Origin of the sequence: Pseudomonas sp. NPDC078700 (genome assembly GCF_044542375.1) — a bacterium.
Classification (GTDB): Bacteria; Pseudomonadota; Gammaproteobacteria; order Pseudomonadales; family Pseudomonadaceae; genus Aquipseudomonas.
Window position 1 is genome coordinate 919,291 of the sequence record NZ_JBITUI010000002.1, and the last position, 24,071, is coordinate 943,361.

General features: G+C 54.8%; 19 protein-coding genes. 8 read left to right on the forward strand and 11 right to left on the reverse strand.

Going from position 1 to position 24,071, the window contains the following annotated elements:
* The first annotated feature begins 13 nt into the window (after nucleotides 1-13).
* The 8 genes from infB (at nucleotide 14) to ACIGCM_RS10060 (ending at nucleotide 9,488) form a co-directional block, all read left to right on the forward strand.
* The gene (infB, locus tag ACIGCM_RS10025) at nucleotides 14-2,521 is read left to right on the forward strand and encodes a translation initiation factor IF-2 (protein WP_397501890.1); all 2,508 of its coding nucleotides are present in this window, start codon (nucleotides 14-16) and stop codon (nucleotides 2,519-2,521) included.
* A gap of 109 nt (nucleotides 2,522-2,630) precedes the next feature.
* The gene (gene rbfA, locus ACIGCM_RS10030) at nucleotides 2,631-3,032 is read left to right on the forward strand and encodes a 30S ribosome-binding factor RbfA (protein ID WP_397501891.1); all 402 of its coding nucleotides are present in this window, start codon (nucleotides 2,631-2,633) and stop codon (nucleotides 3,030-3,032) included.
* A gap of 4 nt (nucleotides 3,033-3,036) precedes the next feature.
* Nucleotides 3,037-3,954 carry a tRNA pseudouridine(55) synthase TruB gene (gene truB, locus ACIGCM_RS10035; RefSeq protein ID WP_397501892.1) on the forward strand — a complete coding sequence of 306 codons (918 nt, stop codon included), beginning with the start codon at nucleotides 3,037-3,039 and terminating at the stop codon, nucleotides 3,952-3,954.
* A 222-nt stretch (nucleotides 3,955-4,176) separates the two neighbouring features.
* Nucleotides 4,177-4,446, forward strand: a complete 270-nt coding sequence (gene rpsO, locus ACIGCM_RS10040) for a 30S ribosomal protein S15 (RefSeq protein ID WP_010487557.1) — start codon at nucleotides 4,177-4,179, stop codon at nucleotides 4,444-4,446.
* 267 nt (nucleotides 4,447-4,713) lie between these two features.
* On the forward strand, nucleotides 4,714-6,819 hold the full coding sequence (pnp, locus tag ACIGCM_RS10045; RefSeq protein ID WP_397501893.1) for a polyribonucleotide nucleotidyltransferase: 2,106 nt from the start codon (nucleotides 4,714-4,716) through the stop codon (nucleotides 6,817-6,819).
* Between the two features lie 343 nt (nucleotides 6,820-7,162).
* A complete protein-coding gene (locus ACIGCM_RS10050; protein ID WP_397501894.1) occupies nucleotides 7,163-8,581 on the forward strand; it encodes a tetratricopeptide repeat protein in 1,419 nt (472 codons plus the stop codon).
* A 205-nt stretch (nucleotides 8,582-8,786) separates the two neighbouring features.
* Nucleotides 8,787-9,158, forward strand: coding sequence for a BON domain-containing protein (locus ACIGCM_RS10055; RefSeq protein WP_397501895.1), 372 nt, complete (start codon nucleotides 8,787-8,789; stop codon nucleotides 9,156-9,158).
* Nucleotides 9,159-9,290: 132 nt separating this feature from the next.
* Nucleotides 9,291-9,488, forward strand: coding sequence for a CsbD family protein (locus tag ACIGCM_RS10060; RefSeq protein ID WP_397501896.1), 198 nt, complete (start codon nucleotides 9,291-9,293; stop codon nucleotides 9,486-9,488).
* A gap of 77 nt (nucleotides 9,489-9,565) precedes the next feature.
* Here ACIGCM_RS10060 and ACIGCM_RS10065 read toward each other — a convergent pair whose 3' ends face one another.
* The 11 genes from ACIGCM_RS10065 to panB form a co-directional block, all read right to left on the reverse strand.
* Nucleotides 9,566-11,023, reverse strand: coding sequence for a rhomboid family intramembrane serine protease (locus tag ACIGCM_RS10065; RefSeq protein ID WP_397501897.1), 1,458 nt, complete (start codon nucleotides 11,021-11,023; stop codon nucleotides 9,566-9,568).
* Between the two features lie 58 nt (nucleotides 11,024-11,081).
* Nucleotides 11,082-11,396 carry a DUF2845 domain-containing protein gene (locus tag ACIGCM_RS10070; protein ID WP_397501898.1) on the reverse strand — a complete coding sequence of 105 codons (315 nt, stop codon included), beginning with the start codon at nucleotides 11,394-11,396 and terminating at the stop codon, nucleotides 11,082-11,084.
* A complete protein-coding gene (locus ACIGCM_RS10075; protein ID WP_397501899.1) occupies nucleotides 11,393-11,683 on the reverse strand; it encodes a DUF2845 domain-containing protein in 291 nt (96 codons plus the stop codon). The genes ACIGCM_RS10070 and ACIGCM_RS10075 overlap by 4 nt, the downstream gene beginning before the upstream one ends.
* Nucleotides 11,683-14,796, reverse strand: coding sequence for a DUF748 domain-containing protein (locus tag ACIGCM_RS10080; RefSeq protein WP_397501900.1), 3,114 nt, complete (start codon nucleotides 14,794-14,796; stop codon nucleotides 11,683-11,685). The genes ACIGCM_RS10075 and ACIGCM_RS10080 overlap by 1 nt, the downstream gene beginning before the upstream one ends.
* 89 nt (nucleotides 14,797-14,885) lie before the next feature.
* Complete coding sequence (locus ACIGCM_RS10085; RefSeq protein ID WP_397501901.1) at nucleotides 14,886-15,902, reverse strand: class I SAM-dependent rRNA methyltransferase; 1,017 nt, start codon at nucleotides 15,900-15,902, stop codon at nucleotides 14,886-14,888.
* Nucleotides 15,903-15,992: 90 nt separating this feature from the next.
* The gene (locus ACIGCM_RS10090; RefSeq protein ID WP_397501902.1) at nucleotides 15,993-17,174 is read right to left on the reverse strand and encodes an acetyl-CoA C-acetyltransferase; all 1,182 of its coding nucleotides are present in this window, start codon (nucleotides 17,172-17,174) and stop codon (nucleotides 15,993-15,995) included.
* Nucleotides 17,175-17,341: 167 nt separating this feature from the next.
* Nucleotides 17,342-18,214, reverse strand: a complete 873-nt coding sequence (locus tag ACIGCM_RS10095) for an oxygenase MpaB family protein (protein ID WP_397501903.1) — start codon at nucleotides 18,212-18,214, stop codon at nucleotides 17,342-17,344.
* Between the two features lie 123 nt (nucleotides 18,215-18,337).
* Nucleotides 18,338-20,275 carry an acetate--CoA ligase gene (gene acs, locus ACIGCM_RS10100; protein ID WP_397501904.1) on the reverse strand — a complete coding sequence of 646 codons (1,938 nt, stop codon included), beginning with the start codon at nucleotides 20,273-20,275 and terminating at the stop codon, nucleotides 18,338-18,340.
* A 159-nt stretch (nucleotides 20,276-20,434) separates the two neighbouring features.
* Nucleotides 20,435-22,099, reverse strand: a complete 1,665-nt coding sequence (pgi, locus tag ACIGCM_RS10105; protein WP_397501905.1) for a glucose-6-phosphate isomerase — start codon at nucleotides 22,097-22,099, stop codon at nucleotides 20,435-20,437.
* A 251-nt stretch (nucleotides 22,100-22,350) separates the two neighbouring features.
* Nucleotides 22,351-23,211: a pantoate--beta-alanine ligase gene (gene panC / locus ACIGCM_RS10110; RefSeq protein WP_397501906.1), complete on the reverse strand. Its 861-nt coding sequence runs from the start codon at nucleotides 23,209-23,211 to the stop codon at nucleotides 22,351-22,353.
* Entirely contained in the window at nucleotides 23,208-24,008 is an 801-nt protein-coding gene (gene panB, locus ACIGCM_RS10115) for a 3-methyl-2-oxobutanoate hydroxymethyltransferase (protein WP_397501907.1), read from the reverse strand. Before panB ends, panC begins: the two co-directional genes overlap by 4 nt.
* Between the last annotated feature and the right edge of the window lie 63 nt (nucleotides 24,009-24,071).

Genomic DNA, 24,071 nt, shown 5'->3' on the forward strand with positions numbered 1-24,071 from the left:
AGGAGAGAAGTGCATGACGCAAGTCACGGTGAAAGAACTGGCCCAAGTGGTCGACACACCGGTAGAGCGCCTGCTGCAGCAGATGCGTGAGGCGGGATTGCCGCACAGCAGTGCCGAGCAAGTTGTCACCGATAATGAGAAGCAAGCGTTGCTTGCTCATCTCAAGAGTAGTCACGGCGATAAAAAGGCTGAAGAGCCGCGCAAGATTACTCTGCAACGCAAAACCACCAGCACACTACGTGTGGCTGGCAGCAAAACTATCAGCGTTGAAGTGCGTAAGAAGAAAACCTTCGTTAAGCGCAGCGCTGAAGAGATCGAAGCTGAGAAGCAGCGTGAGCTCGAAGAGCAACGTGCTGCGGCTGAAGCTGTACGTCTGAAAGCTGAAGAAGAAGCCAAGCGTAAAGCTGCTGAAGAGGCTAAAAATGCGCCTCCAGCCGCTGCTGCTCCGGCCGCTGTTGACGCGCCTGCGCCAGCTGCTGTTGAAGCGCCTGCGCCTGTGTCGACGCCGATGCCTGTTGACGTTCCAGTTGCTGATGAACGTAAGAAAGACGAGCCTCGTCGTCCTGATAAAACGCGCAATGACGATGATCGTCGCACTGAGCGTAAATCAGGCTCCCATCGTCCTGCTGTCAAAGAGAAGGCACCGGCTCCACGCGTTGCCCCTCGTACAGTTGACGAAGAGAGCGATGGCCACCGCCGTGGTGGTCGTGGCAAGTCGAAGCTGAAGAAACGCAATCAGCACGGCTTCCAGAGCCCAATGGGCCCGGTTGTACGTGATGTTGCCATCGGCGAAACCATCACTGTTGGCGAACTCGCCGCACAGATGTCGGTTAAAGCCGCTGAAGTGATTAAGTTCATGTTCAAGATGGGCACTCCGGTGACCATCAACCAGGTACTGGATCAGGAAACTGCCCAGTTGATCGCCGAAGAGTTGGGCCACAAGGTCAAGTTGGTAAGCGATAACGCACTTGAAGAGTCATTGGCCGCATCGTTGAAGTTCGACGGTGAAGCGATCTCCCGTGCGCCGGTTGTGACCGTAATGGGTCATGTTGACCATGGTAAGACATCGCTGCTCGACTATATTCGTCGTGCCAAAGTGGCCTCTGGCGAAGCCGGTGGTATCACCCAGCACATTGGTGCCTACCACGTCGAAACCGATCGTGGCATGGTGACCTTCCTTGATACCCCGGGTCACGCCGCGTTTACCCAAATGCGTGCTCGTGGTGCCAAGGCAACCGACATCGTAATTCTGGTTGTTGCTGCGGACGACGGTGTAATGCCGCAGACCGAAGAAGCGGTTCAGCATGCTAAAGCTGCTGGCGTTCCATTGGTTGTTGCAGTCAACAAGATCGACAAGCAAGGCGCTGATCTTGATCGCATCAAGAACGACCTGGCTGGCCGTGAAGTTGTGCCGGAAGAGTGGGGTGGCAACACCCAGTTCGTACCGGTTTCGGCTAAAGAAGGTACTGGTGTTGATGAGCTGCTTGAAGCGGTATTGCTGCAAGCTGAACTGTTGGAACTCAAGGCAACTCCGTCGGCCCCAGGTCGCGGTGTAGTGGTTGAGTCGCGCCTTGATAAAGGTCGCGGTCCAGTTGCAACCGTACTGGTACAAGACGGTACCTTGCGTCAGGGCGACATGGTTCTGGTTGGTTCGAACTACGGCCGCATCCGCGCCATGATCGACGAGAACGGCAAGTCCATCAAAGAAGCAGGTCCATCGATTCCGGTAGAAATTCTCGGTCTCGACGGTACGCCGGAAGCTGGCGACGACATGACTGTTGTTGCTGACGAGAAGAAAGCCCGTGAAGTGGCTCTGTTCCGTCAAGGCAAGTTCCGCGAAGTTAAACTGGCGCGTGCTCACGCAGGCAAGCTGGAAAACATCTTCGAGAACATGGGCCAAGAAGAGAAGAAGACGCTTAATATCGTCCTCAAATCTGACGTTCGTGGTTCGTTGGAAGCGTTGCAAGGTTCGCTTAGCGGCCTGGGTAACGACGAAGTACAAGTGCGCGTAGTGGGCGGCGGTGTCGGTGGTATCACCGAGAGCGATGCTAACTTGGCACTGGCTTCCAACGCGGTATTGTTCGGCTTCAACGTTCGTGCTGATGCGGGTGCCCGTAAGATCGTCGAGCAAGAGTCGCTAGATATGCGTTATTACAACGTCATCTACGACATCATCGAAGACGTTAAGAAGGCCCTGACCGGCATGCTCGGCAGCGATGTTCGCGAGAACATTCTGGGTACTGCTGAAGTGCGTGACGTGTTCCGTTCACCTAAGTTCGGCGCTATTGCCGGTTGTATGGTTATTGAAGGTGTTGTGCACCGTAACCGTCCGATCCGTGTACTGCGCGACGACGTGGTGATCTACGAAGGCGAACTCGAGTCGCTGCGCCGCTTCAAAGACGATATGGCTGAAGTGCGTAACGGCATGGAGTGCGGTATTGGCGTTAAGAGCTACAACGACGTCAAGGTCGGCGACAAGATCGAAGTGTACGAGAAAGTCCAGGTGGCTCGTAGCCTGTAAGGCACCTGCCGCAACATGCAACGCCCGGCCCTGCTTAAGCACGGCCGGGCGTTTGCCGCTTTTGAGTCTGATGCTTTTGAGGCCTCAGGCGGGTAATTAGGTAGTAAAAATGGCAAAAGAATACAGCCGTGCCCAGCGTATCGGCGACCAGATGCAACGTGAGCTGGCGCAGTTAATTCTTCGCGACGTTAAAGATCCACGCGTCAGCGGCTTGGTCACTGTGACCGCCGTTGAGGTGAGTCGCGATGCAAGCCACGCCAAGGTGTTTATCACCGTGATGGGCTCTGAGATTGATGCCGAGAGCATTCGTCAAAGCGTTAAAGTGCTTAACGATGCCAGTGGCTTTCTGCGTATGCAGTTAGGTAAGGCGATGAAATTGCGTAGCGTGCCAAACCTGCGTTTCCACTATGACGAAAGCGTCATTCGTGGTGCCCAGTTGTCGGCGTTGATTGAGCGCGCAGTGACCGAAGACCGTCAGCACGACGACGAAGCAACTGACGCCAAGGAGTAAGTGCGTGGCTCAGGTAAAGCGTATTCGTCGCAAGGTTAACGGCATCATCCTGCTGGACAAGCCCAAGGGCTTTAGCTCCAATGCAGCACTGCAAAAAGTGCGTTGGTTGCTCAATGCCGAAAAGGCTGGGCACACCGGTAGCCTTGATCCATTGGCCACGGGTGTGTTGCCCTTGTGCTTTGGTGAGGCGACCAAGTTCTCGCAGTACTTGCTAGATGCTGACAAGGGCTATGAAACCCTGATGCAGTTAGGTGTTACCACCACCACGGCTGATGCCGAGGGTGAAGTCATCGAGCGTAAGCCTGTGACTGTTGTGGGCACGGACATTGAAGCCGTACTGCCACAATTTCGTGGTGATATAAGCCAGATTCCGCCCATGTATTCGGCGTTGAAGCGTGATGGTCAGCCGCTGTACAAGCTTGCCCGCGCCGGTGAAGTGGTTGAGCGCGAAGCGCGTGCTGTGACCATTAATCGTTTGGAGTTGTTGTCCTGCGAGGGTGAAGTTGCACGCCTGGCTGTCGATTGCACCAAGGGCACTTACATCCGCACGCTGGTTGAAGATATCGGCAACCTGCTGGGCTGTGGCGCTCACGTTGCAGAGCTGCGCAGAACCAAGGCGGGCCCGTTCAATCTGACTCAAACCGTCACCTTGGAAGAGCTCGAAGCAGTGCATGCAGAAGGCGGTAACGAAGCGGTTGATCGCTTCCTGCAACCAGTAGACAGCGGTTTAGAGCATTGGCCACTGTTGCAGTTTTCCGAGCACAGCTCGTTCTACTGGCTTCAAGGCCAAGCCGTACGTGCACCGGATGCACCCAAGTTTGGCATGGTTCGCGTGCAGGATCACAACGGCCGCTTTATCGGTATCGGTGAAGTGAGCGAAGATGGCCGAATTGCACCACGTCGGTTGATTCGCTCTGAGTGATCAAACCGTAGTAGAATGCGCGGCCAGCGAAAGCTGTGATGGTTAAAGCGTTTCACGCTTAGGTTTAAGCAGAATTTAAGAACCTCTTGATACGCTGTATTAAGAGGTTCTTACCAGAGGGTGGCTGTTAATAGGCACGGTCACACCTCACTTTAAAACATGGGAAGCAGTTCCCAGCCTATTGCGATCGTTCTGCGGTCGCCTGAATGAGAGGAAGCCACCATGGCACTCAGCGTTGAAGAAAAAGCCCAAATCGTAAACGACTACAAGCAAGCTGAAACTGATACTGGTAGCCCAGAAGTGCAAGTTGCACTGCTGTCTGCCAACATCAACAAGCTGCAAGGCCACTTCAAGGCCAACGGTAAAGATCACCACTCCCGTCGTGGTCTGATCCGTATGGTTAACCAGCGTCGTAAGCTGCTGGATTACCTGAAGGGTAAAGATGTTAGCCGTTACAGCGCCCTGATCGGTCGCCTGGGTCTGCGTCGCTAAGCGATGCTTGCGCGTAGCTGAATGCTGAAGCTGGAAGTGGGTTTATCCCACTTCCAGCTTTTGTGTTTCAGCCACCTGCATTTTGGACAGTCTCGGGCCGATTCCCGCAGCTGCCCACGAATTGATTTACCCCTGTTGCACAGGTAACAAATTTGCAGTTTTCGCACAAAGCAGCAAGCGCAGGAACAGCCTCAAAGGGGCAAGCGCACAGGTTTTGCGAAGACTTCAGCAGGTTTCCCCCAAGGCAATATAGAGAAGGAAAACACCGTGAACCCGGTAATTAAGAAGTTTCAATTCGGTCAATCGACCGTAACCCTCGAGACTGGCCGTATCGCCCGTCAAGCTTCCGGCGCTGTGCTGGTCACCGTCGATGACGACGTTGCTGTATTGGTTGCCGTAACCGGCGCCAAGACTGCAGACCCAAGCAAAGGCTTTTTCCCGCTGTCTGTGCACTACCAGGAAAAAACCTACGCTGCCGGTAAAATCCCAGGTGGTTTCTTCAAGCGTGAAGCACGTCCTTCCGAGAAAGAAACCCTGACCTCGCGTCTGATCGACCGTCCGATCCGTCCACTGTTTCCAGAAGGTTTCCAGAACGAAGTTCAGGTGATCTGTACTGTTATCTCCACCAGCAAGAAGACTGATCCGGACATCGCTGCGATGATCGGTACTTCGGCTGCTTTGGCGATCTCTGGCATCCCGTTCAACGGCCCAATCGGTGCTGCGCGCGTAGCTTTCCACCCAGAAACTGGCTACCTGCTGAACCCTAACTACGAACAGCTTCAGGCGTCGAGCCTGGACATGGTTGTAGCCGGTACTAAAGACGCCGTACTGATGGTTGAATCGGAAGCCAAAGAGCTGACCGAAGACCAGATGCTGGGCGCTGTATTGTTCGCCCACGACGAATTCCAGGTTGTAATCAACGCTGTTGCTGAGCTGGCTGCTGAAGCCGCTAAGCCAACGTGGGACTGGCAGCCAAAAGCTGAGAACACTGCGCTGCTCAACGCTATTCGTGGCGAGTTCGGCCCAGCTATCTCTGAGGCTTACACCATCACCGTTAAGCACGAGCGCTATGCGCGTTTGGGCGAGCTGCGCAATGAAGTCGTTGCTAAGTTCTCCGGTGCAGAAGACCAGCCGACTGCCGGCGAAGTCAAAGAAATCTTCGGTGAGATCGAGTACCGCACCGTTCGTGAAAACATCGTTAACGGTCAACCGCGTATCGACGGCCGTGACACTCGCACTGTACGTGGCCTGAACATCGAAGTTGGTGTTCTGGACAAAACCCACGGTTCGGCACTGTTCACCCGTGGCGAAACGCAGGCGCTGGTTGTTGCCACTCTGGGTACTGCCCGTGATGCACAGCTGCTCGACACCCTTGAAGGCGAGCGTAAAGACCCGTTCATGCTGCACTACAACTTCCCACCGTACTCGGTTGGTGAGTGTGGTCGTATGGGCGCTACTGGTCGTCGCGAAATCGGTCACGGCCGTCTGGCTCGCCGTTCTGTTGCCGCTATGCTGCCAAGTGCTGATCAGTTCCCGTACACCATTCGTGTGGTTTCGGAAATCACTGAATCCAACGGTTCCAGCTCCATGGCTTCGGTCTGTGGTGCTTCGCTGGCACTGATGGACGCTGGTGTGCCGATGAAGGCCCCGGTTGCGGGTATCGCCATGGGTCTGGTTAAGGAAGGCGAGAAATTCGCTGTTCTGACCGACATCCTTGGTGACGAAGACCACCTTGGCGACATGGACTTCAAAGTAGCGGGTACCGATAAAGGTGTTACCGCGCTGCAGATGGACATCAAGATCCAGGGCATCACCGAAGAAATCATGGAAATCGCCCTGGGCCAAGCCCTGGAAGCGCGCCTGAACATTCTCGGCCAGATGAACCAGGTAATCGCCCAGTCGCGTACTGAGTTGTCGGCTAACGCCCCAACCATGATCGCGATGAAGATCGATCAGGACAAAATCCGCGATGTGATCGGTAAAGGCGGCGCGACCATTCGTGCAATCTGTGAAGAAACCAAAGCTTCGATTGATATCGAAGACGACGGTTCGATCAAGATCTTCGGCGAAACCAAAGAAGCAGCAGAAGCGGCTCGTCAGCGCGTTCTGGGCATCACTGCAGAAGCTGAAATCGGCAAGATCTACGTCGGTAAAGTTGAGCGCATTGTTGATTTCGGTGCCTTCGTAAACATCCTGCCGGGCAAAGACGGTCTGGTGCACATCTCGATGTTGAGCGATGCTCGCGTTGAGAAAGTCACCGACATTCTCAAAGAAGGTGAGGAAGTTGAAGTATTGGTACTGGACGTGGACAACCGCGGTCGTATCAAACTGTCGATCAAAGACGTTGCCGCTGCGAAAGCATCGGGCGTTTAATCGCAAGCACTTCGTTGCGTAAGAAAGGGCCCTTAGGGGCCCTTTTTTTATACCAATTGGTCGGGCGGTATGGTTGCAGTCACTCGGCCACCGTTCGCGTACAAGGCTAGATCCGTGGCGGGCAAGGGCGGGCCAGTAGAGTGGCTATGCATAACCTACCGTGAGAGCGCAGGTTAGTTTTGACGCACCGCTCGGTGCGTTGCCGACGTTCGTTGTTGTCTGGAATCCTGTTCGACCAGGTTGCGTGATGTGCTGCAAGACTTGACTGTTTTCTGCGTGCATAGCGAGCACGCTGGCATTAGGCTATCTGCTGCAGCCGCAGAGCAATCAGGAATACCTACTTATGGACAAGACCGCTTGCCGTTACCACCCTGCGCAGCCTTCGACTTGGCTGTGCCGCTCGTGCGAGCGCAGCTACGGTGATTGTTGTGTACCCCTGAATATGGACGCCCCTGATGATGCGCCGCGCTGCGCAATGTGCAGCAGCCAGCTTGAGTTTCTAGGTGCTGCCAATACTGCCCAGCCATTTTGGCAACGTATTCCCGCCTTTTTTCTTTACGCGATGCAGTCAGGCCCCTTGGCATTTGCTGGCTTATTGGCGGTTGCTAGCATCTTTATGCCGCGCTCAATTATTTTGTGGGTGATTCTGTTCAGTATTGCCACCAAGTATTTTTACAGCGTCATTGAGTCCAATAGCCTGGCTGAAAAGTCTGCGCCGAGTCTAGCCAGCGCGTTTACGGGGGAAGGTTTCAGCCTTTTTTTTAAACAGCTAGCCGTATTCTTGATCGCCTTTGCGGCGCTATGGCTGGCGGCTGATTTCAACAGTGAAGCCCTATATTGGTGTGTGAATATCGGTCTGTTGCTCGTCATGCCCGCCAGCATCATTCGTTTGGCGCTGGATAAGGAACTCTCCTCGGCACTAAGCCCAGATCAAGTGGGGCAGGTCATTCGTGCAATGGGCTGGCGTTATCTAATTCTTTGCGCGTTCCTGTTTATCCTCTGGCAGTCGCCGAGCTGGGTCGCGTATATGCTTTCCCATGGCCTGCCACGGGTGATTCTGTTACCGGTGATGGCTTTTGCATTCGCCTATTTCGGGGTGGTGATGTGCGCGATGATGGGGTACGTCGTATTCCAGTACCAAGGGGCGCTGGGTTATGTGATCGTCGATGAAGACAGCCATGCAGCGTTCCCTGCGGACGAGTATCAGCGCCGCAAGGCCTTGGCAGAAGCTGAGATCCGGCTCAAGGAAGGGCAAAGTGATAATGCCCTCGAAACGCTAACCGCGGCACTTGAGAGGACTCCAGACGATCTCAAGCTCAATGAGCGGTTTCACCAATTGCTGTTTAACCTCAATGCAGCGGATCGCTGCTTGCGCCATCTGGCGCACTATCTACCGCTAGCCGCCCGGCTTAATCCGGCGCTAGCTGCTACAGGGTTGCTCAATGCACGCAGGTTCAAGCCTGATTACCTGCCTGAAGACCCTGCTGTATGTGAGCCGATTGCGCAGGCGTTAGCTAAGCGCCACAAAAATCGTGAAGCCTTGAGCTTGCTGCGTAACCTGCATCAGCGTGCACCGGACTACCCACATATCCCGCGGGCTTATCTGTTGGCAGCCCGGATCTTTGCTGAAGGGCTTGGGCAGGTAGAGCAAGCGCAGAAGTTATTGCAGTTTGTTCGTGCGCGCTATCCGCAATCACCTTTGCTGGCTGAAGTGGCAAGCCTTGAAGCGACATTGGCTAAATTATCGAATATGCCAAGTTGAATCGAATGTATCGTGCAATATGCCCGGTACATTTTGATCGAACATGCGCATTGCACGAAATACGAGAAATAGTGATCAGTGTAACTATATGATTTATAAGGATTTATTGTTATTTAAAAAGTTGGCACAGGGCCTGCAATAGTACTTGTGACACTGCAGCTAGGATCTGGTTTGCAGAATAATCAAATGTACAGGAGCGATACCCATGAAAACGCCAATTAATAAGTTCGCCTTTGCCGCTATCACCGCGACCGCCTTGAGCTTGTCGGTGGCGGGTACCGCATTTGCCGATACTTCAAGCACTATGCAGCAGCCAACCATGCTGGCCGCTAATGACACCATGGACCAAGCCGGTGAAGTTGTGACCGATACTTGGATCACCAGCAAAGTGAAATCGACTTTCCTTGCTGATGACAGCCTGAGCGCTTTGGACATCAAAGTTGAAACCAACAAAGGTGTGGTATCGCTGTCGGGTGTCGTTGCCAGCGATGCAGAGCGTGACTTGGCTGTAGCCAAAGCTAAAGAAGTGAATGGCGTTAAAGACGTTTCGGCTGATGGCCTGAAAGCAGCTGACTAATCCAGTTTGTTAGTTTGCCAGGTGCAATTGCATCTGGCGTCTTCAACGCAATTTAATGTCCGTAATTTAGAAACCTTTGAAAGCTACATGGAATGCAGCCGTTTTTTCAGAGGTTTCAAATAGGAGCACACCATGAATTCTGATGTAATCAAAGGTAAGTGGAAGCAGCTCAATGGCAGCATCAAAGAGCGTTGGGGCAAGCTGACCGACGACGATGTGGATGTTGCAGAAGGTCACAGCGAATACCTCGCAGGGAAGCTGCAAGAGCGTTATGGCTGGACCAAGGAAAAAGCTCAGGACGAGCTGCGTGACTTCAGCGATAAGCTGTAAGACGCGTAACACCGCAAAAGGCCCGCAGTTAACGCTGTGGGCCTTTTGCGTATTGGCGGCGTGATAATTTTGCGGGATCAGACGCTCTTCAGGTGTTGGCGATAAATGTGCACCTGCGCCGTCTGTTCGGCATCCGGATAAACCCTGTTAAGAAACTGCGAAAGTTCGGCCACAGCCTTTAAATTCTGTTGGCGGCCGACTTGCTTGGCCAACTGCAGGGTCATGGCAGGCAGCATGGGAGGCCGTTGTTTGGCTTGGCAGAGCAAGCGCCACGCATTTAGCCCATAGGCACCTTGATCGACACGAAGCAGGCGCTGCAAGAGGTGCAACTGGACGCTTGGGTGCCGGAGTAAAGATTGTTGCGAGGCCATGCTGTCACTCGCCAGTCGTTTAAAAAGCGCCAGGCTCTGCGCAGAGTCATGCAGTTTGAACAATTGTTTCAACACGGCGCTGAGTAGGGCTTTGTCTTGGCGGTTTAGTGCCAGTGAATACAGCTTTTCCAGCAGTTCAGGACGGCCCGGATAACGCTCAAGCATTGCTAAGCCGCGAGCGCTGGCGTTTTCAAGCTCGAACCTGGCGATTTGTTTGTCGAGAGCGGTTAATTCTCGTTTGAACTCGGCGTCTGGGTCGGTTTTATTTAAGTAGTCTTGATCAACCCTTAGTGTGTTACCGAGTTGGGCCAGATAGATCGCCAGAAAGCCCGCGCCCAGCCCCCCCAGGTGCGCATAATAGTTGGTGTTGTCATTGGCCATTATCAGCCCATAAAGTTCTTTGCCCATCCACACCGGTAAAATCCACAACGCCGGTGCACGGAAATAGCCGAATAATGGCCCCAGCCAGTAGAAAAAATTGATTCTACGCAGGCCGTAGAGTGCTAGGTACATGCCCATCAATCCAGAAATTGCTCCTGAGGCACCAACGCCGGTGATCCATGCGGGATCCATGATCCACCAGAGTAGATGGGAGGCAATACCGCAGGTTAGGTACAGCCCAAGGTAGAGCCAGCGACCCAGGGCAATTTCCAAGGCAAAACCGAAGATGAACAGGAACAGCATGTTGCCAGCTAGGTGGCTAAAGCTGCCATGGAGGAACATGGCACCCACCAAGCCCTCAATGCTAAACCGTGCTGGAATGAAGCCGAAACGCATACTGCTGATTTGGTCGCGCAGGTGTTCAACCTTGCTGCGCTGGGCTTGCCAGTCGGGGTCTGCCAAATAGTCTGAGTTATTGTGAATCGAGTTTTCAAACTGCAGGTCATACAGCACCATGCGCGCCATTTGACTGCGGCGCACTTGTTCGAGTTGTTCGATTGCTCCGGCTGTTAGCGCATGCCGGGCGCTGAAGGATTGGATAAATAGCGGCCGTTCACGGCTAAGCAAACCTGCTTGCAGGTAACTGTCGACTGCTTTGGCTTCGCGTGCGCTGTCGCCACCCTGATAGCCGAAGTAGATCAGCACATTGAGGGCGATCAGCAGCAAGGTCATGACTGGTGGTTTTTTCCAGTCCAGCGGGTGTTCAGCGGGGAGAATGAGCATCGACAACCGATCCGTGGTGGCATTTTGCCGAGGAGCCTAGCACTGGTGGTGTTTGCTGTCAGTTGCCGCGTTTGCTGGTGATACGTTTGAGGCGGTTGCCTTCGAAGCGAATGAAGTGATACATGCCACTGCGCGGGCCGTAGGCCCACTCCTCAATAGCCACTTCATTGGTGTAGCCGAAGGAATCGACAATTTGCTTATAGCCCAGAAAATCACGGCTGATGGGCTCGCCGCACTTGTCAAAAACTTCACCGGTTGAGTCATCAGTCGTGACCAAGGCACTGCCACAGCGCAGGCTATCGGCCCACGCCAGGCTGGAGCAGCTAAACACAAGTGGTGCTAACCAAAGTAGCTTCATTGCGGATTTGATCATCGACGCTTGCGCTCAATTTGCTTGAGCCGGCTGCCTTCGAAAGTGAGGATGCTATTGACGCCGTTATCAGGGCCATAGACCCATTCTTCAATTTTCATTTCACGGCGTTCATAAGGCCCAAGTGTATAGCCCACGACATCGCGAAAGGCAGGCGCCCCGCATTTGTCTTCAACCTCAAATGCGCGGTCACCGATGCTGATCAGTTGGCTGCCGCAGCGCATGGTGTCGTCAGCTTGAGCGACACCTACACTGAGCGTGAGACAGAGCAATGCTAATAACCGCTGCATTATTCGCTGCCGAGTTGTAGCGGGGTGGCCACTCGACCGTCGGCTTCGGCCGAGCCTAGGCTGACATCCAGCAGGTATATACGCTCATCACTCAAACCGTTCTGGGCAAGGTAATCCTTGATAGTTGCTGCGCGCTCTTGAGCCAGTTTGCGCAGCAGTAACTCGCTGGTGCCCCAGTTGGCAACCACCGCGTCGCTGAGGTTTTTGTTGCGCTGTTCATCATCCAGCTCGGCCCATTCAGCGGGTGGCTGTTTTTTCAAGCGGGCGCGGTAAATACCTTCGAGCATTGGCCCTTTGATGTCATCCGGCACTTCAAGCTCATCAGCATCGGCGGGGACCGTATCGCCTCGGCGCTGGAGCATTTTGTAGTAGGTGGTTTGATATTCGCGCTGTAAACGCTGCTGAGCGAGTAATGGGCCATCAGCGGTTTGAGCACTCATACCTTCAACCTCAAGGCGTAGCGCCGGACGTTCGCCAAGGGCTTTGATCAAGGTGTCGAGTGAGCTTTGCGCAGACTTATCCAGCTCACTGCTGCCAGCGGCAAACTGCACATTGCTCAGGTCAACATCATTGCCGCCTGAAACCAGGCTGCCAATAAACTTGAAGGGTGCCGTTGCGGCGCGCACCACCAAGTTACGCAGGGTCTGCCAGACGATGGGCATAACGCTGAACTGCGGGTTATTGAGGTCGCCCTGAACGGGGAGCGTCAGGGAGATTTTGCCGTCGCTGTCTTTGAGCAGTGCCACTGCTAGCTTGATGGGCAGGTCCACGGCGCTTGGGCTATCAACTTTTTCCCCGAGTTGCAGTTGTTCAACCACCACGCTGTTTTCGGCGTTTAGCTTGCCGTTTGTGATCTTGTAATGCAGGTCGAGGTTGAGCCTGCCCTTGCGGATGCGATAACCGGCAAATTTGCCGGAGTAGGGCGTCAGCGTAGTGAGTTCCACGCGCTTGAACTGGGTGGCGATATCCAGGCTGGCCAGTGGGTCGAAGGGGTTCAGGCTACCTTTAATGCTAACCGGTGCGTACTTATCAACCTTGCCGGCAATATTGATTTTCGCAGGTTTAGGCGCACGGCTGTCGATGGTGCCAATCTGGCCATTAAGCTGTTGAATTGCCGTGGCAAAGTTGGGCGTCAGGCTAAAGTCGGCGAAGTTAGCGGAGCCGTCGGCAATATTGATTTCGCCAATGTGGATACCCAGCGGCTTGCCTGCGGGCTCGGCTTTGGCAGTGGGGTCGGCAGGCTGCGGAATCATCAGCTCACTGACGTTGGTGGTCAAATCTTCGTTGATCAGGAAGCGAGCATAGGGATTGTCCAGGCTGACTTTATCGATGCTCAGGCTGTCGCCGTGCTGATAATTCACTCCGCTCAGATCAAGGGTCTTCCAGCGCACAAAATCGCGCTGCTTGAGGGTATCCAAGGTGTGCACTTGGCTGACTTGGGCATTGCCGGTAACGCTCAGTTGCAATGGATCAGTGCTGGTCAGCGCAACATTTAATTGGCTACCCAACATGCCGCTGCGCAATTCCAAGCGTACAAAAGGGTCCATGTAGGCTTGCGCTACACGCAGGTCAATATTACTGGTGGTGACTTTGAGCTTGGCTGTGGTTGGCGTCAGCTGAACTTGGCCTTCAGCCTGAACCTTGCCTTGCTTGCCAAGGCCGGTATCAAGCTTGAGGTCGAAGGGCGTGTTGCCTTGGCTGTTGAAGTTCTTGATGTCTAGGTTCAACGGGCCCAGCTCAAGGGCTAAGTCTTTTTCCGGTACTTTGTCGGCCAGGTGCACCTGATAATCACGCAGTTGCACATCTTTGAGCAGCACGACCCAGGGTTTGTTGTCCGCCGGTTGTGTGGCGGCTTTAGCTGTGGGCTTAGTGTCTGGGGTTTGCTTGGCTACAGCTTGCTGTTGTTTATCCGCGCCAGCCGGTGGGTTGGCGGGTTTTGCCGCATCACTGCTGGCAGTCGATTGTTCGCTTGCTGGTTTTTCGGCGGGTGCCGCGGCTACGGCTGGTGCGGTATCGGCCTTATTGGCAGTAGTCTTATCGGTCGGTGCGTCAGCAGCGGGTGCGGTTGGAGCGGCTGCTGGTTTTTCTTGAGCTTTTTTCGGCGCAGGCTGACTGGCAAACAGCTTTTGCCAGTCCAACTCACCATCGGCTTCGCGAGTGGCCCAAGTTTCGAGTTTTTGACTGCGAATCTTACCCACCACAACCTCTTGCTTAGCCAGATCCAAGGTCGTGTCGCTGACTTCAAGGTTCTCAAGGTTGACCAGCGGGCGACCATCGGGTGCTTTGATGGCGAAGGGTGAAAGCTTGAGTTTGATGTTGTTCAGGCGCAGCTCAGTGCTTTTGGACAAATCAAGGGTGTAGTCGCTTGAGAGGCTGAGTATGCCTTTATCAATATCAATTGGCACGGCATCGCGCACATAGGGCCAGAAGCCTTTGAGCTTGGCATCGGTAACTTTAAGGCTGCCGGTTGCAGTGATCGGTACCAGGCTCACCTTGCCTGTCCAGTCGATACGTCCGCCTTGTGGGCCGGTAGCCGCCAAGGTCATCGCGGCGTTGTCTTCGGGCAGGGTGCTGAGGTTTTTAAGCTCAAGATTGAGTGCGTCATAGACGAAGTTGATCGGTTCGCTGGGGCGAAGGTCCTGGAAATGCATGTAGCCATCGACCAGTTTGATACGGTCGATGCGCACTGGGAATGGGTCGCTAGGCGGCTCTTCGGCTTTGGGCTCAGTACTTTCGGGCAGTTTGAATAACTGGGTTAGATTCAGTCCTCCCTGCTTGTCGAAGAGGATTTCACTGTGCGCTTTAACCAGTTCAATGTCAGCCAAGTGCAGCGCTTTGGTCCATGCGCTATCGGCTTGGACGTTGGTATAAAGATACTCGAAGGCGATGTGCTTGGTTTCACCTTCACCGACACTCATGCCCCAGAGTTTCAGCTCCAGGCTGAAGGGGTTGAACTGCATGCGCTCAAGCTTGGCCGGTTGCGTGGCGTATTGCGCAAGCTGTTGATTGATCACACGCAGGCCCACGCCAGGGATGATCAGAAAACCCAGCAGGGCGTACAGGCCAAGGCCAAAAATCAGGGTGCCAGCGGTGTATTTCAGTCCTTTGTACATAGCTAAGCGTCATCTATCCCGATAAGAAATGCTTTTGAGTATGGCACGCTTGAATGGGTTCAATGAAATCAGTAGCAAAGCGATTGCTGTCAGAACTGCAAAATCAAGGTTTTCAGAGGCGGTTGACCATCACTCGATGGGAAGTCATTGGCCGGGCTCAAAACCTGGCAGTCGCGCACGGGGCGGCCCAATTTGTCAGCGCAACGCAGTACTTGTTCGCGCCAGTCGCTGATTGCAACTTTGGCCAAGTTGTTACAGCAAATCAATACGCCGTCGTCAGCGGTGGCCAAAATGGCAGGCTTTAGCAGGCTTTGGTAGTCACGCAGCAAATCGACCGTGCCGAACGCACTTTTCGCCCATGCCGGAGGATCAAGTAGAACCAAGTCAAATTGTGCCGGACTGAGCCTTGGGTAACTCGGTAGTTTCTGCCCGCGCCGTTGAGCAATAGGCAGGCCGGCGAGTTGGCGGATGGCTGGGAAATAGTCTGACTGAATAAACTGCATGGGCAGCAACTCTGGGTTGAGTGCGCCATTTTCGCGGCCCACGGCCAGGTTGCCTTCGGCGAAATCCAGATTGGTCACGGCTTTAGCGCCGCCTGCCGCTGCGGCTAAACCCACGCCACAGGTATAGGCAAACAGGTTAAGCACGCTTTTGCCGGCGCTGTGCTGTTTGACCCAGCCGCGAGCGTTGCGTAAATCAAGGAACAGCAGCGGGTCTTGGCCTGCATGACGGCCGCGTACTCGGTAATTAAGGCCCCATTCGTGGCCGACCATATCCTCCAAAGCGGCATCTTGCGGCGTGTAGACAGGGTCTTGGCGGTCTATTCGCGAGTTGCCCTTGGAGCGGTCGTTGTAGACCAGCAGTAGCGACTGGTCGAGGAACTCATTGCAGTTGTCAGCGAGTTGCAACAGTTCATCAGTGGTCAGGCTTTGATGAAAGCTCTGAACCAAGAGTTGCGGACCGTACCGGTCGATGGTCAGGCCGCCAGCACCTTCCTGGCTGCCATGAAACAGGCGATAGCAATCGGTGCCCTGACTGTGCAGTTGATCGATTAGCGGTTTACGGGTGGCTAGTGCGGCGCGCAGCGCCAATATGAGAGCGGACATGCGCGACGACTCAAGAGGGATAAGTCAGGCTAGTTTATCAATAAAAATGGCGGTGCTGAGCGTCAGCACCGCCATTTAGGTTGTGCGTGCTTAATTACGCTCAATAGCCAGGGCAACGCCTTGACCGCCACCAATGCACAGAGTGGCCAGGCCCTTTTTCGCATCACGTTTGATCATTTCGTGGAGCAGTGTGACCAGTACCCGGCAGCCGGATGCGCCAATGGGGTGACCAAGGGCAATAGCGCCACCGTTAACGTTGATCTTCTGAGTATCCCAGCCCAGGTCCTTGTTCACCGACAGGGCCTGGGCAGCAAAGGCTTCGTTGGCTTCGATCAGGTCGAGGTCTTCAATTTTCCAGTCGGCTTTTTCCAAGCAGCGACGCGTAGCTGAAACCGGGCCAATGCCCATGATCGCGGGGTCCACACCGGCGTTCGCATAGCTGGCGATACGCGCTAGAACGGGTAATCCCAGGGTTTTGGCTTTTTCTGCACTCATCAACAGTACCGCCGCAGCGCCATCGTTGAGGCTGGAGGCGTTACCCGCGGTGACGGTGCCGTCCTTTTTGAACGCTGGCTTGAGTTTGCCCAGTGATTCAGCCGTCACGCCTGCGCGTGGGCCTTCATCTTTGGCAAAAGCAATCGGATCACCTTTGCGTTGAGGAATCATGATCGGGGTGATTTCGTCATCAAAGCGGCCAGCTTCAGCGGCCGTCACGGCCTTTAGCTGTGAGGCAGCGGCGAAAGCATCTTGCTGCTCACGGCTGATGTCATATTTCTCGACCAGATTCTCTGCGGTGATGCCCATGTGGTAATCATTGAATGCATCCCACAGGCCGTCGGTAATCATGCTGTCGATGACTTTCGCGTGGCCCATGCGCAGGCCCGTGCGTGCTCCCGGCATCACGTAGGGTGCCAGGCTCATGTTTTCCATGCCGCCAGCAATGATGACATCGGCATCGCCGCAGCGAATCGCTTGTGCGCCCAAGTGCAGCGCTTTGAGGCCTGAGCCGCAGACCTTGTTCAAGGTCATCGCAGGAACTGCCGTTGGCAGACCGGCTAGGATTGAAGCCTGACGGGCCGGGTTTTGTCCCGATGCTGCGGTCAGTACCTGGCCGAGGATAACTTCATCAACTTCAGCCGCATCAAGACCTGTTTGCTCAAGTAGACGGCAGATAACCGCAGCGCCCAACTCGGGTGCTGGAATGCTCGACAAGGCTCCCTGAAAGCTACCAATAGCGGTACGTGTGGCGGCGACAATAACGACTTCTTGCATGATTGTGTCCTCAGTCCTCTTAAGGTGAACAACGTCAAACGAGTCCACCGTGGTTTAGCATTAGGCTCAAGCGTTGGTTTGGACGTGTCCACCCCGGTGATTTGGGCGTTTCTGCGCGAATGGGCCATATGTTGGCACAGGGGCGTAAGTGACGACCAGTCTTAACCTTATTGGATAATGCCGAGGCGACGGCGCGCTCGGTGAATAGCCCCGCTGCGCACAGCCCAGCGTAACAGGGGGGCGAGGCGGTTAATGCGCAGGCGAATCCAGCGGCTGCGCGCTGGACTAACAGGTTGGCCTAGCATGCTTTGCGCCCAATCGGGCAAGAGGTCAATTGCGCCTTGCATAAATAGCGTTCCGGCAACGCCTGCAAGCAGGCTGGGTGCGGGGGCGTTGAGTAAAATCCGCAGGATTTCAAGTGAACGCTCATCGCACAGCAGTTGTGGGCGCATGCGCTCGAGGTAGAGCGCGATCTCCGCCCTGGAGCGCGGTACATTGGTCGCGCCCAAGCGCTCAGCAATCACTGCAATTTCGCTGTAGTAACGGTCTTGATCTGAGCCGGGTAAATCCGGGTTGCGATAGCGCAGATGTGATTGCAAAAAATTGTGTACTTCGGCGACATGCACCCATGTCAGCAGCTCTGGATCACTGGCCGCGTAGGGGCGTCCGTCCGGGGCAACGCCGGTCACTTGCACGTGAATGGTTTTGACCTTTTCGATCAGCCAGTCAGCATCGGCTTTGGCACCAAAAGTGGTGCCGGAGATAAACTGCCCGGTGCGCCGTAAGCGGCCAAGCAAGTCTTCACGAAAATTTGAATGATCCCACACCCCGGCCAGCGCCAATGGATGCAGCGCCTGCATGAGCAGGGCGCTGATGCCGCCAACCAGCATGCTGGTGAAGTCGCCGTGAACCTGCCAGCTGATGGAGTCTGGGCCAAACAGGCCAGGGTCGCCTTTGGGGTTTTCAAAGTCGATCTGCCCCAGCGCAATACCGCTGAGCCCAAGGACCTGATGTTCGATTTTTCGGCGAATATATTCCATGCACCAAGTGTGCGGTTAATCCGTTGGCGCTACAAGCTGGGGACAAATGAATGCACAAGCTTTCGCCACGCCCAAGGCATTGCGCGCCCCTGAACAACAGTATTCAAGGGCGCGAAGCGGTGCTTAGCGGTTGAGGCGTTTATCGATCAAGTCATCGACTACCGACGGGTCAGCCAGGGTTGAGGTGTCACCTAAGGTGTCGAGTTCATTGCAGGCGATTTTGCGCAAGATCCGCCGCATGATTTTCCCTGAACGGGTTTTGGGTAGGCCGGGTGCCCACTGCATTAATTCAGGCTTGGCAAAGCTGCCAATTTCCTTGCTGACCAACGCGAGCAGCTCTTGTTGCAGAGCCTCGCTAACCTCGACGCCATTCATCAGCGTGACAAAGGCATAGATGCCCTGGCCCTTGAGGTCGTGTGGATAACCGACGACAGCGGCTTCAGCAACCGCGTCGTGAAGCACCAGTGCGCTTTCGACTTCTGCTGTGCCAATACGGTGGCCGGAGACATTGATCACGTCATCGATACGGCCGGTGATCCAGTAGTAACCGTCTTCGTCACGACGGGCACCGTCGCCACTGAAGTAATAGCCGGGGTAGGCTGAGAAATAGGTATCGATCATGCGTTGGTGATCGCCGTAGATACTGCGAATTTGACCTGGCCAGCTGGCTTTGATCGCCAGAACGCCGGAGCCTGCCCCCTCGATCTCTTTGCCTTGTTCATCCAGCAGCGCCGGTTGCACGCCAAAGAAGGGGCGAGTGGCTGAGCCGGGCTTGAGGTCAGTCGCCCCGGGCAATGGGGTGATCATGATGCCGCCGGTCTCGGTTTGCCACCAGGTATCAACAACCGGGCAGCGCTTGTCACCGACCACATTGAAATACCATTCCCATGCTTCTGGGTTGATGGGCTCACCAACGCTACCGAGCAATCGTAAACTGCTGCGCGAGGTACTTTTGACCAAGTCGTTACCTTCGCGCATCAGTGCGCGTAACGCCGTAGGGGCTGTGTAGAAGATATTGACTTGGTGCTTGTCGATTACCTGCCAGAAGCGTGAGGCATCTGGATAGTTGGGCACGCCTTCAAATATCAGGCTGGTTGCCGCATTGGCCAGTGGCCCGTAGACGATATAACTGTGGCCGGTAACCCAGCCAACATCTGCGGTGCACCAGTAAATATCGCCAGGGTGATAATCAAACACATATTTGTGGGTCATTGCAGCTTGTAACAGGTAGCCGCCGGTGGTGTGCAGTACGCCTTTGGGTTTGCCAGTGCTGCCAGAGGTGTAGAGGATGAAGAGTGGGTCTTCTGCATCCATCGGTTCCGGCGGGCAATCGGCGCTCGCATTGTGCATTGCCTCGTGGTACCAAATGTCTCGGTTCTTGACCCATTGCACATCACCTTCAGTGCGTTGGGCGACGATCACGGTTGAGACGTTCGGGCAGCTTTGCAGGGCTTTGTCGACATTGGCCTTGAGCGGTACATATTTACCGCCACGCACGCCTTCATCGGCAGTTATTACGGTGCGGCAGTCGGCATCTAGAATGCGGTCGCGCAGCGCGTCCGGGCTAAAGCCGCCGAACACAACCGAATGCACTGCACCAATACGTGTGCACGCCAGCATGGCGTAGGCGGCTTCCGGGATCATCGGCATGTAGATACACACCCGGTCACCTTTTTCCACGCCCCGGCTTTTCAGTACGTTGGCCAGGCGACAGACGTTGTGGTGCAATTTGTTGAAGGTGATATTGGCCGACTCTGCTGGGTTGTCGCCTTCCCATATCAGCGCAATTTGCTCGCCATGCTCGGCCAGATGGCGATCAATGCAGTTATAACTGACATTAAGTTTTCCGCCCTTAAACCAGCTCGCATGGCCTTTGCGCATATCGACCTTATGCACGCTTTGCCATGGCTCGAACCAGTCGAGAAATGTGTTGGCCTGCTCAGCCCAGAAGGTTTCTGGCTGCTCGATTGACTGTTTGTACAGGCGCAGGTAATCGTCGTTATTGATGTGTGCACGTTGGCGAACATCGTCAGCGACAGGATGGCGAGTAACTTCAAACATGGCGGGTCCCTTATTTTTTTATCCGCGACAGCTTTAGGTTAGCACCCCATGGCAAGTGATTGGGGGTGGTCGCCGCGCTTCTCGCTAAGCGGTAAGGGCTTGCTCAGAAATGCCAAGCCCCGACAATTGCCAGGGCTTGGGTTGACGCTATGGGAGCTTTTAACCGCGATGGCGGGCGCGGAAGAAGTTGATCAAGCCCTGGGTTGACGGGTCTTCAGCTGCGTCGGATTCTGTGCCAGTCAGGCGTGAGTAAACGCCTTTGCCGAGTTCTTTGCCCAGCTCAACCCCCCACTGATCAAAGGCGTTAGTGCCCCAGATTACGCTCTGGGTGAATACCTTGTGCTCATACAAAGCAACCAATGCGCCAAGACGGCGTGGGCTGATGCGCTCTAAAACCAGCGTGTTACTTGGCCGGTTACCTGGAATCACCTTGTGCGGGGCAAGTTCGGCAATTTGTTCTTCATTCAGGCCTTGTTCGCGCAGTTCGGCTTGAGCTTCTGCATAACTCTTGCCGAGCATCAGCGCTTGGCTTTGCGACAGGCAGTTGGCGTACAGCCATTGGTGATGGTCGGCAACAGGGTTATAGCTGACCACCGGCACAATAAAGTCGGCTGGAATCAGCTGCGTGCCTTGGTGCAGCAACTGGTGATAGGCATGTTGGCCGTTGCAACCAACGCCCCCCCAAATCACCGGGCCTGTCGCGCAGTTAACCGGGCTGCCATCTTGCATCACTGACTTGCCGTTGGACTCCATGTCGAGTTGCTGCAGGTGCTTGGTGATGTTTCGCAGGTAGTGGTCATACGGCAGGATAGCTTGGCTCTGGGCGTCCCAGAAATTGCCATACCAGACGCCTAGCAGCGCCATCAGCACGGGCATGTTTTGTTCAAAGGGGGCAGTCTGGAAGTGCCGGTCCATGCTGTAAGCGCCGGACAGTAACTCTTTGAAGTTGGACATGCCGATGGTCATGGCAATGGGTAAACCAATTGCCGACCACAGGGAGTAGCGACCACCGACCCAATCCCACATTGGGAAGATGTTTTCTTCTCGTATCCCAAAGGCCACGGCGGCGGTTGTGTTACTGGAGACTGCAATAAAGTGCCGATACAGCTCAGCTTCGCTGCCGCCTTGAGCGAGATACCACGCGCGCGAAGCCTGCGCATTTTTCAACGTCTCAAGGGTGCTGAACGATTTTGATGACACGATAAAAAGCGTGGTTTCAGCGCGCAGTTTGGCGGCCAAATCGTGAAACGAACTGCCATCTATATTGGCCAGGTAATGGCAGCGCACGCCGCGTTGGGCGAAGGGTAACAGGGCTTCGGAAACCAACTGCGGGCCGAGGAAGGAGCCGCCGATACCAATGTTAACCACGTCAGTGATAGGTTTGTCTGTGTAACCGCGCCACAAGCCGTCATGCACACTGCCGACCAGCGCTGTCATCTTGTTCAGGACTTGCTGCACGTGCGGCATTACATCAACGCCATCAACCATCACTTTGTCGCCGATTGGACGGCGTAGCGCTGTATGCAGTGCTGGGCGGCCTTCCGAGGCATTTAGGTGCTCACCGGAAAACATCGAATCAATGGCAGCTTGCAGGTCAACGTCACGTGCCAGCTTAACCAGCAGGTCGCGAGTTTCGGTGGTCATCAGGTTCTTCGAGTAATCGAGGAACAGGCCGCAGCCGCTCAGGCTGAAGTCATCAAATCGCTTCGGGTCATTGGCAAAGGCATCGCGCATGCTGAAACTCTGCAAGCTGGCTCGATGTTCTTTAAGTGCTTGCCAGATGGGCTGGGCAGTAACATCGAGAGGTTGCTGGTAATACGGCATGTTCGCGGGCTTCCTTTTATTGATAGGTATCACAAGGTTTGTTCGAAACGGACGCTAGATAACCCTAGCTGTCTCGATAAACCGGCTCAAGTGGTCAGGCAGGAATCGGGCCAGCAAGGGTAGGTGCAGGCCTGGTCTGTTACCAGGAGCTCCATACAGCATACCCGGCTTTGCCGCTTTTTCGCTGGGTTTGGCTGCAATAAGCCTGTCCACAACTGATCTGCCCGCTCGTGTGTGAGCTAAGCGACTACTTAAGCAGGCTTATCCAGATCGACCAACAGGTTGTCGATTAGTCGAGTGTTACCGATAAATGCGGCCACCAGAATAACCAATTGACGGTCTTGTTCAGTGGCTGGGCGCAGGCTGCTTGCGTCACGTATTTCAAGGTAATCAGGGCTAAAGCCTGCTGCTGCATGTTGGCTTTGGGCGCGGGCAATCAACTGAGCTCGATCGTGCTCGCCGGCTTTAAGCCCAGCTGCGATCTCTTGCAGTGATTTGTATAGCACTGATGCAGCGCTGCGCTGCTCATCCGTGAGGTAACCGTTGCGTGATGAGAGGGCCAGCCCATCTGCTGAGCGTACCGTCGGCTCGCCAATGATCTGGATCGGCATGTTCAGGTCATTGACCAGTGTGCGGATTACCGCCAACTGTTGATAATCCTTTTGGCCGAAAATAGCCAAATCAGGCTGCACAATATTGAACAGCTTGCTGACAACGGTCGCCACACCATCGAAATGGCCTGGACGGCTGGCACCACAGAGCCCTTCGGATACACCAAGAACACTGACCCGGGTTTGACCGTTCATGCCATTGGGGTACATCTCTTCCACAGATGGGGTGAAGAGTAAGTTGCAACCGGCCTTGACCAGCTTTTGTTGGTCGTCAACCAAGGTTCGGGGGTATTTATCGAGGTCTTCGTTGGCACCGAACTGCAGCGGGTTTACGAAAATGCTGGCGACCACAAAGTCGCTACGCTGAGCGGCTTTCTCAACCAGGGCGGCGTGGCCTGCATGCAGGTTGCCCATGGTTGGAACCAGGCTGATGTGTTTACCTTCGGCACGCGCCGCCGCAACAGCAGCGCGTAATTCGCGAACGGTTTTAACCGTGTTCATGCAGAGAATCCATGTTCAGGAGCTGGGAAGCTTTGGTCTTTTACGGCCCTGACGTAGGCGGTCAGCGCACCTTGAATAGAGTTTTGCCCAACCATGAAGTTCTTCACGAACTTTGGCGTGCGACCCGTGAGCGAAAGGCCCAGCATGTCATGTACAACCAGCACTTGGCCGTCTGTACCGCTGCCGGCGCCAATGCCGATCACTGGAATGTTGACCGCTTGGGTGATTTCAGTCGCCAGTTCACTGGGTACGCATTCGAGCACCAGCATGGCTGCGCCTGCTTGCTCTAAGGCCATGGCGTCAGCACGCATCTGTCGCGCTTGGGCTTCTTGGCGACCTTGTACTTTATAACCGCCAAGAACGTGGACCGCTTGTGGGGTCAGCCCCAAGTGGGCGCACACCGGAATGCCGCGTTCAGCCAACAGGCGGATAGGCTCAGCCAGCCACACTGCGCCTTCGAGCTTGACCATATGGGCACCCGCTTGCATCAGCGTTGCAGCATTGCTCAGGGTCTGCTCGATGGTGGCATAGGCCATAAACGGCAGGTCAGCGACGATAAGCGCGCCTTGGTTACCGCGCTTAACACTGGCGACGTGGTAAGCCATTTCAGCTGTGTTCACAGGCAGTGTGCTGTCATGTCCTTGCAGAACCATTCCCAGCGAGTCACCAACCAGCAGCACATCAACCCCGGCTTGGCAGGCAGCGTGAGCGAAGGTCGCGTCGTAACTGGTCAGCATGGCGATTTTTTCGCCGCTTTGCTTGAGGCTTTGCAGAGTAGTCAGGGTTATATCAGGCATTTAGATTGTCCTCACTCAGGCATTATTAAGCAGAAATCTGCTCTAATTTGGCCTGCATTGGCC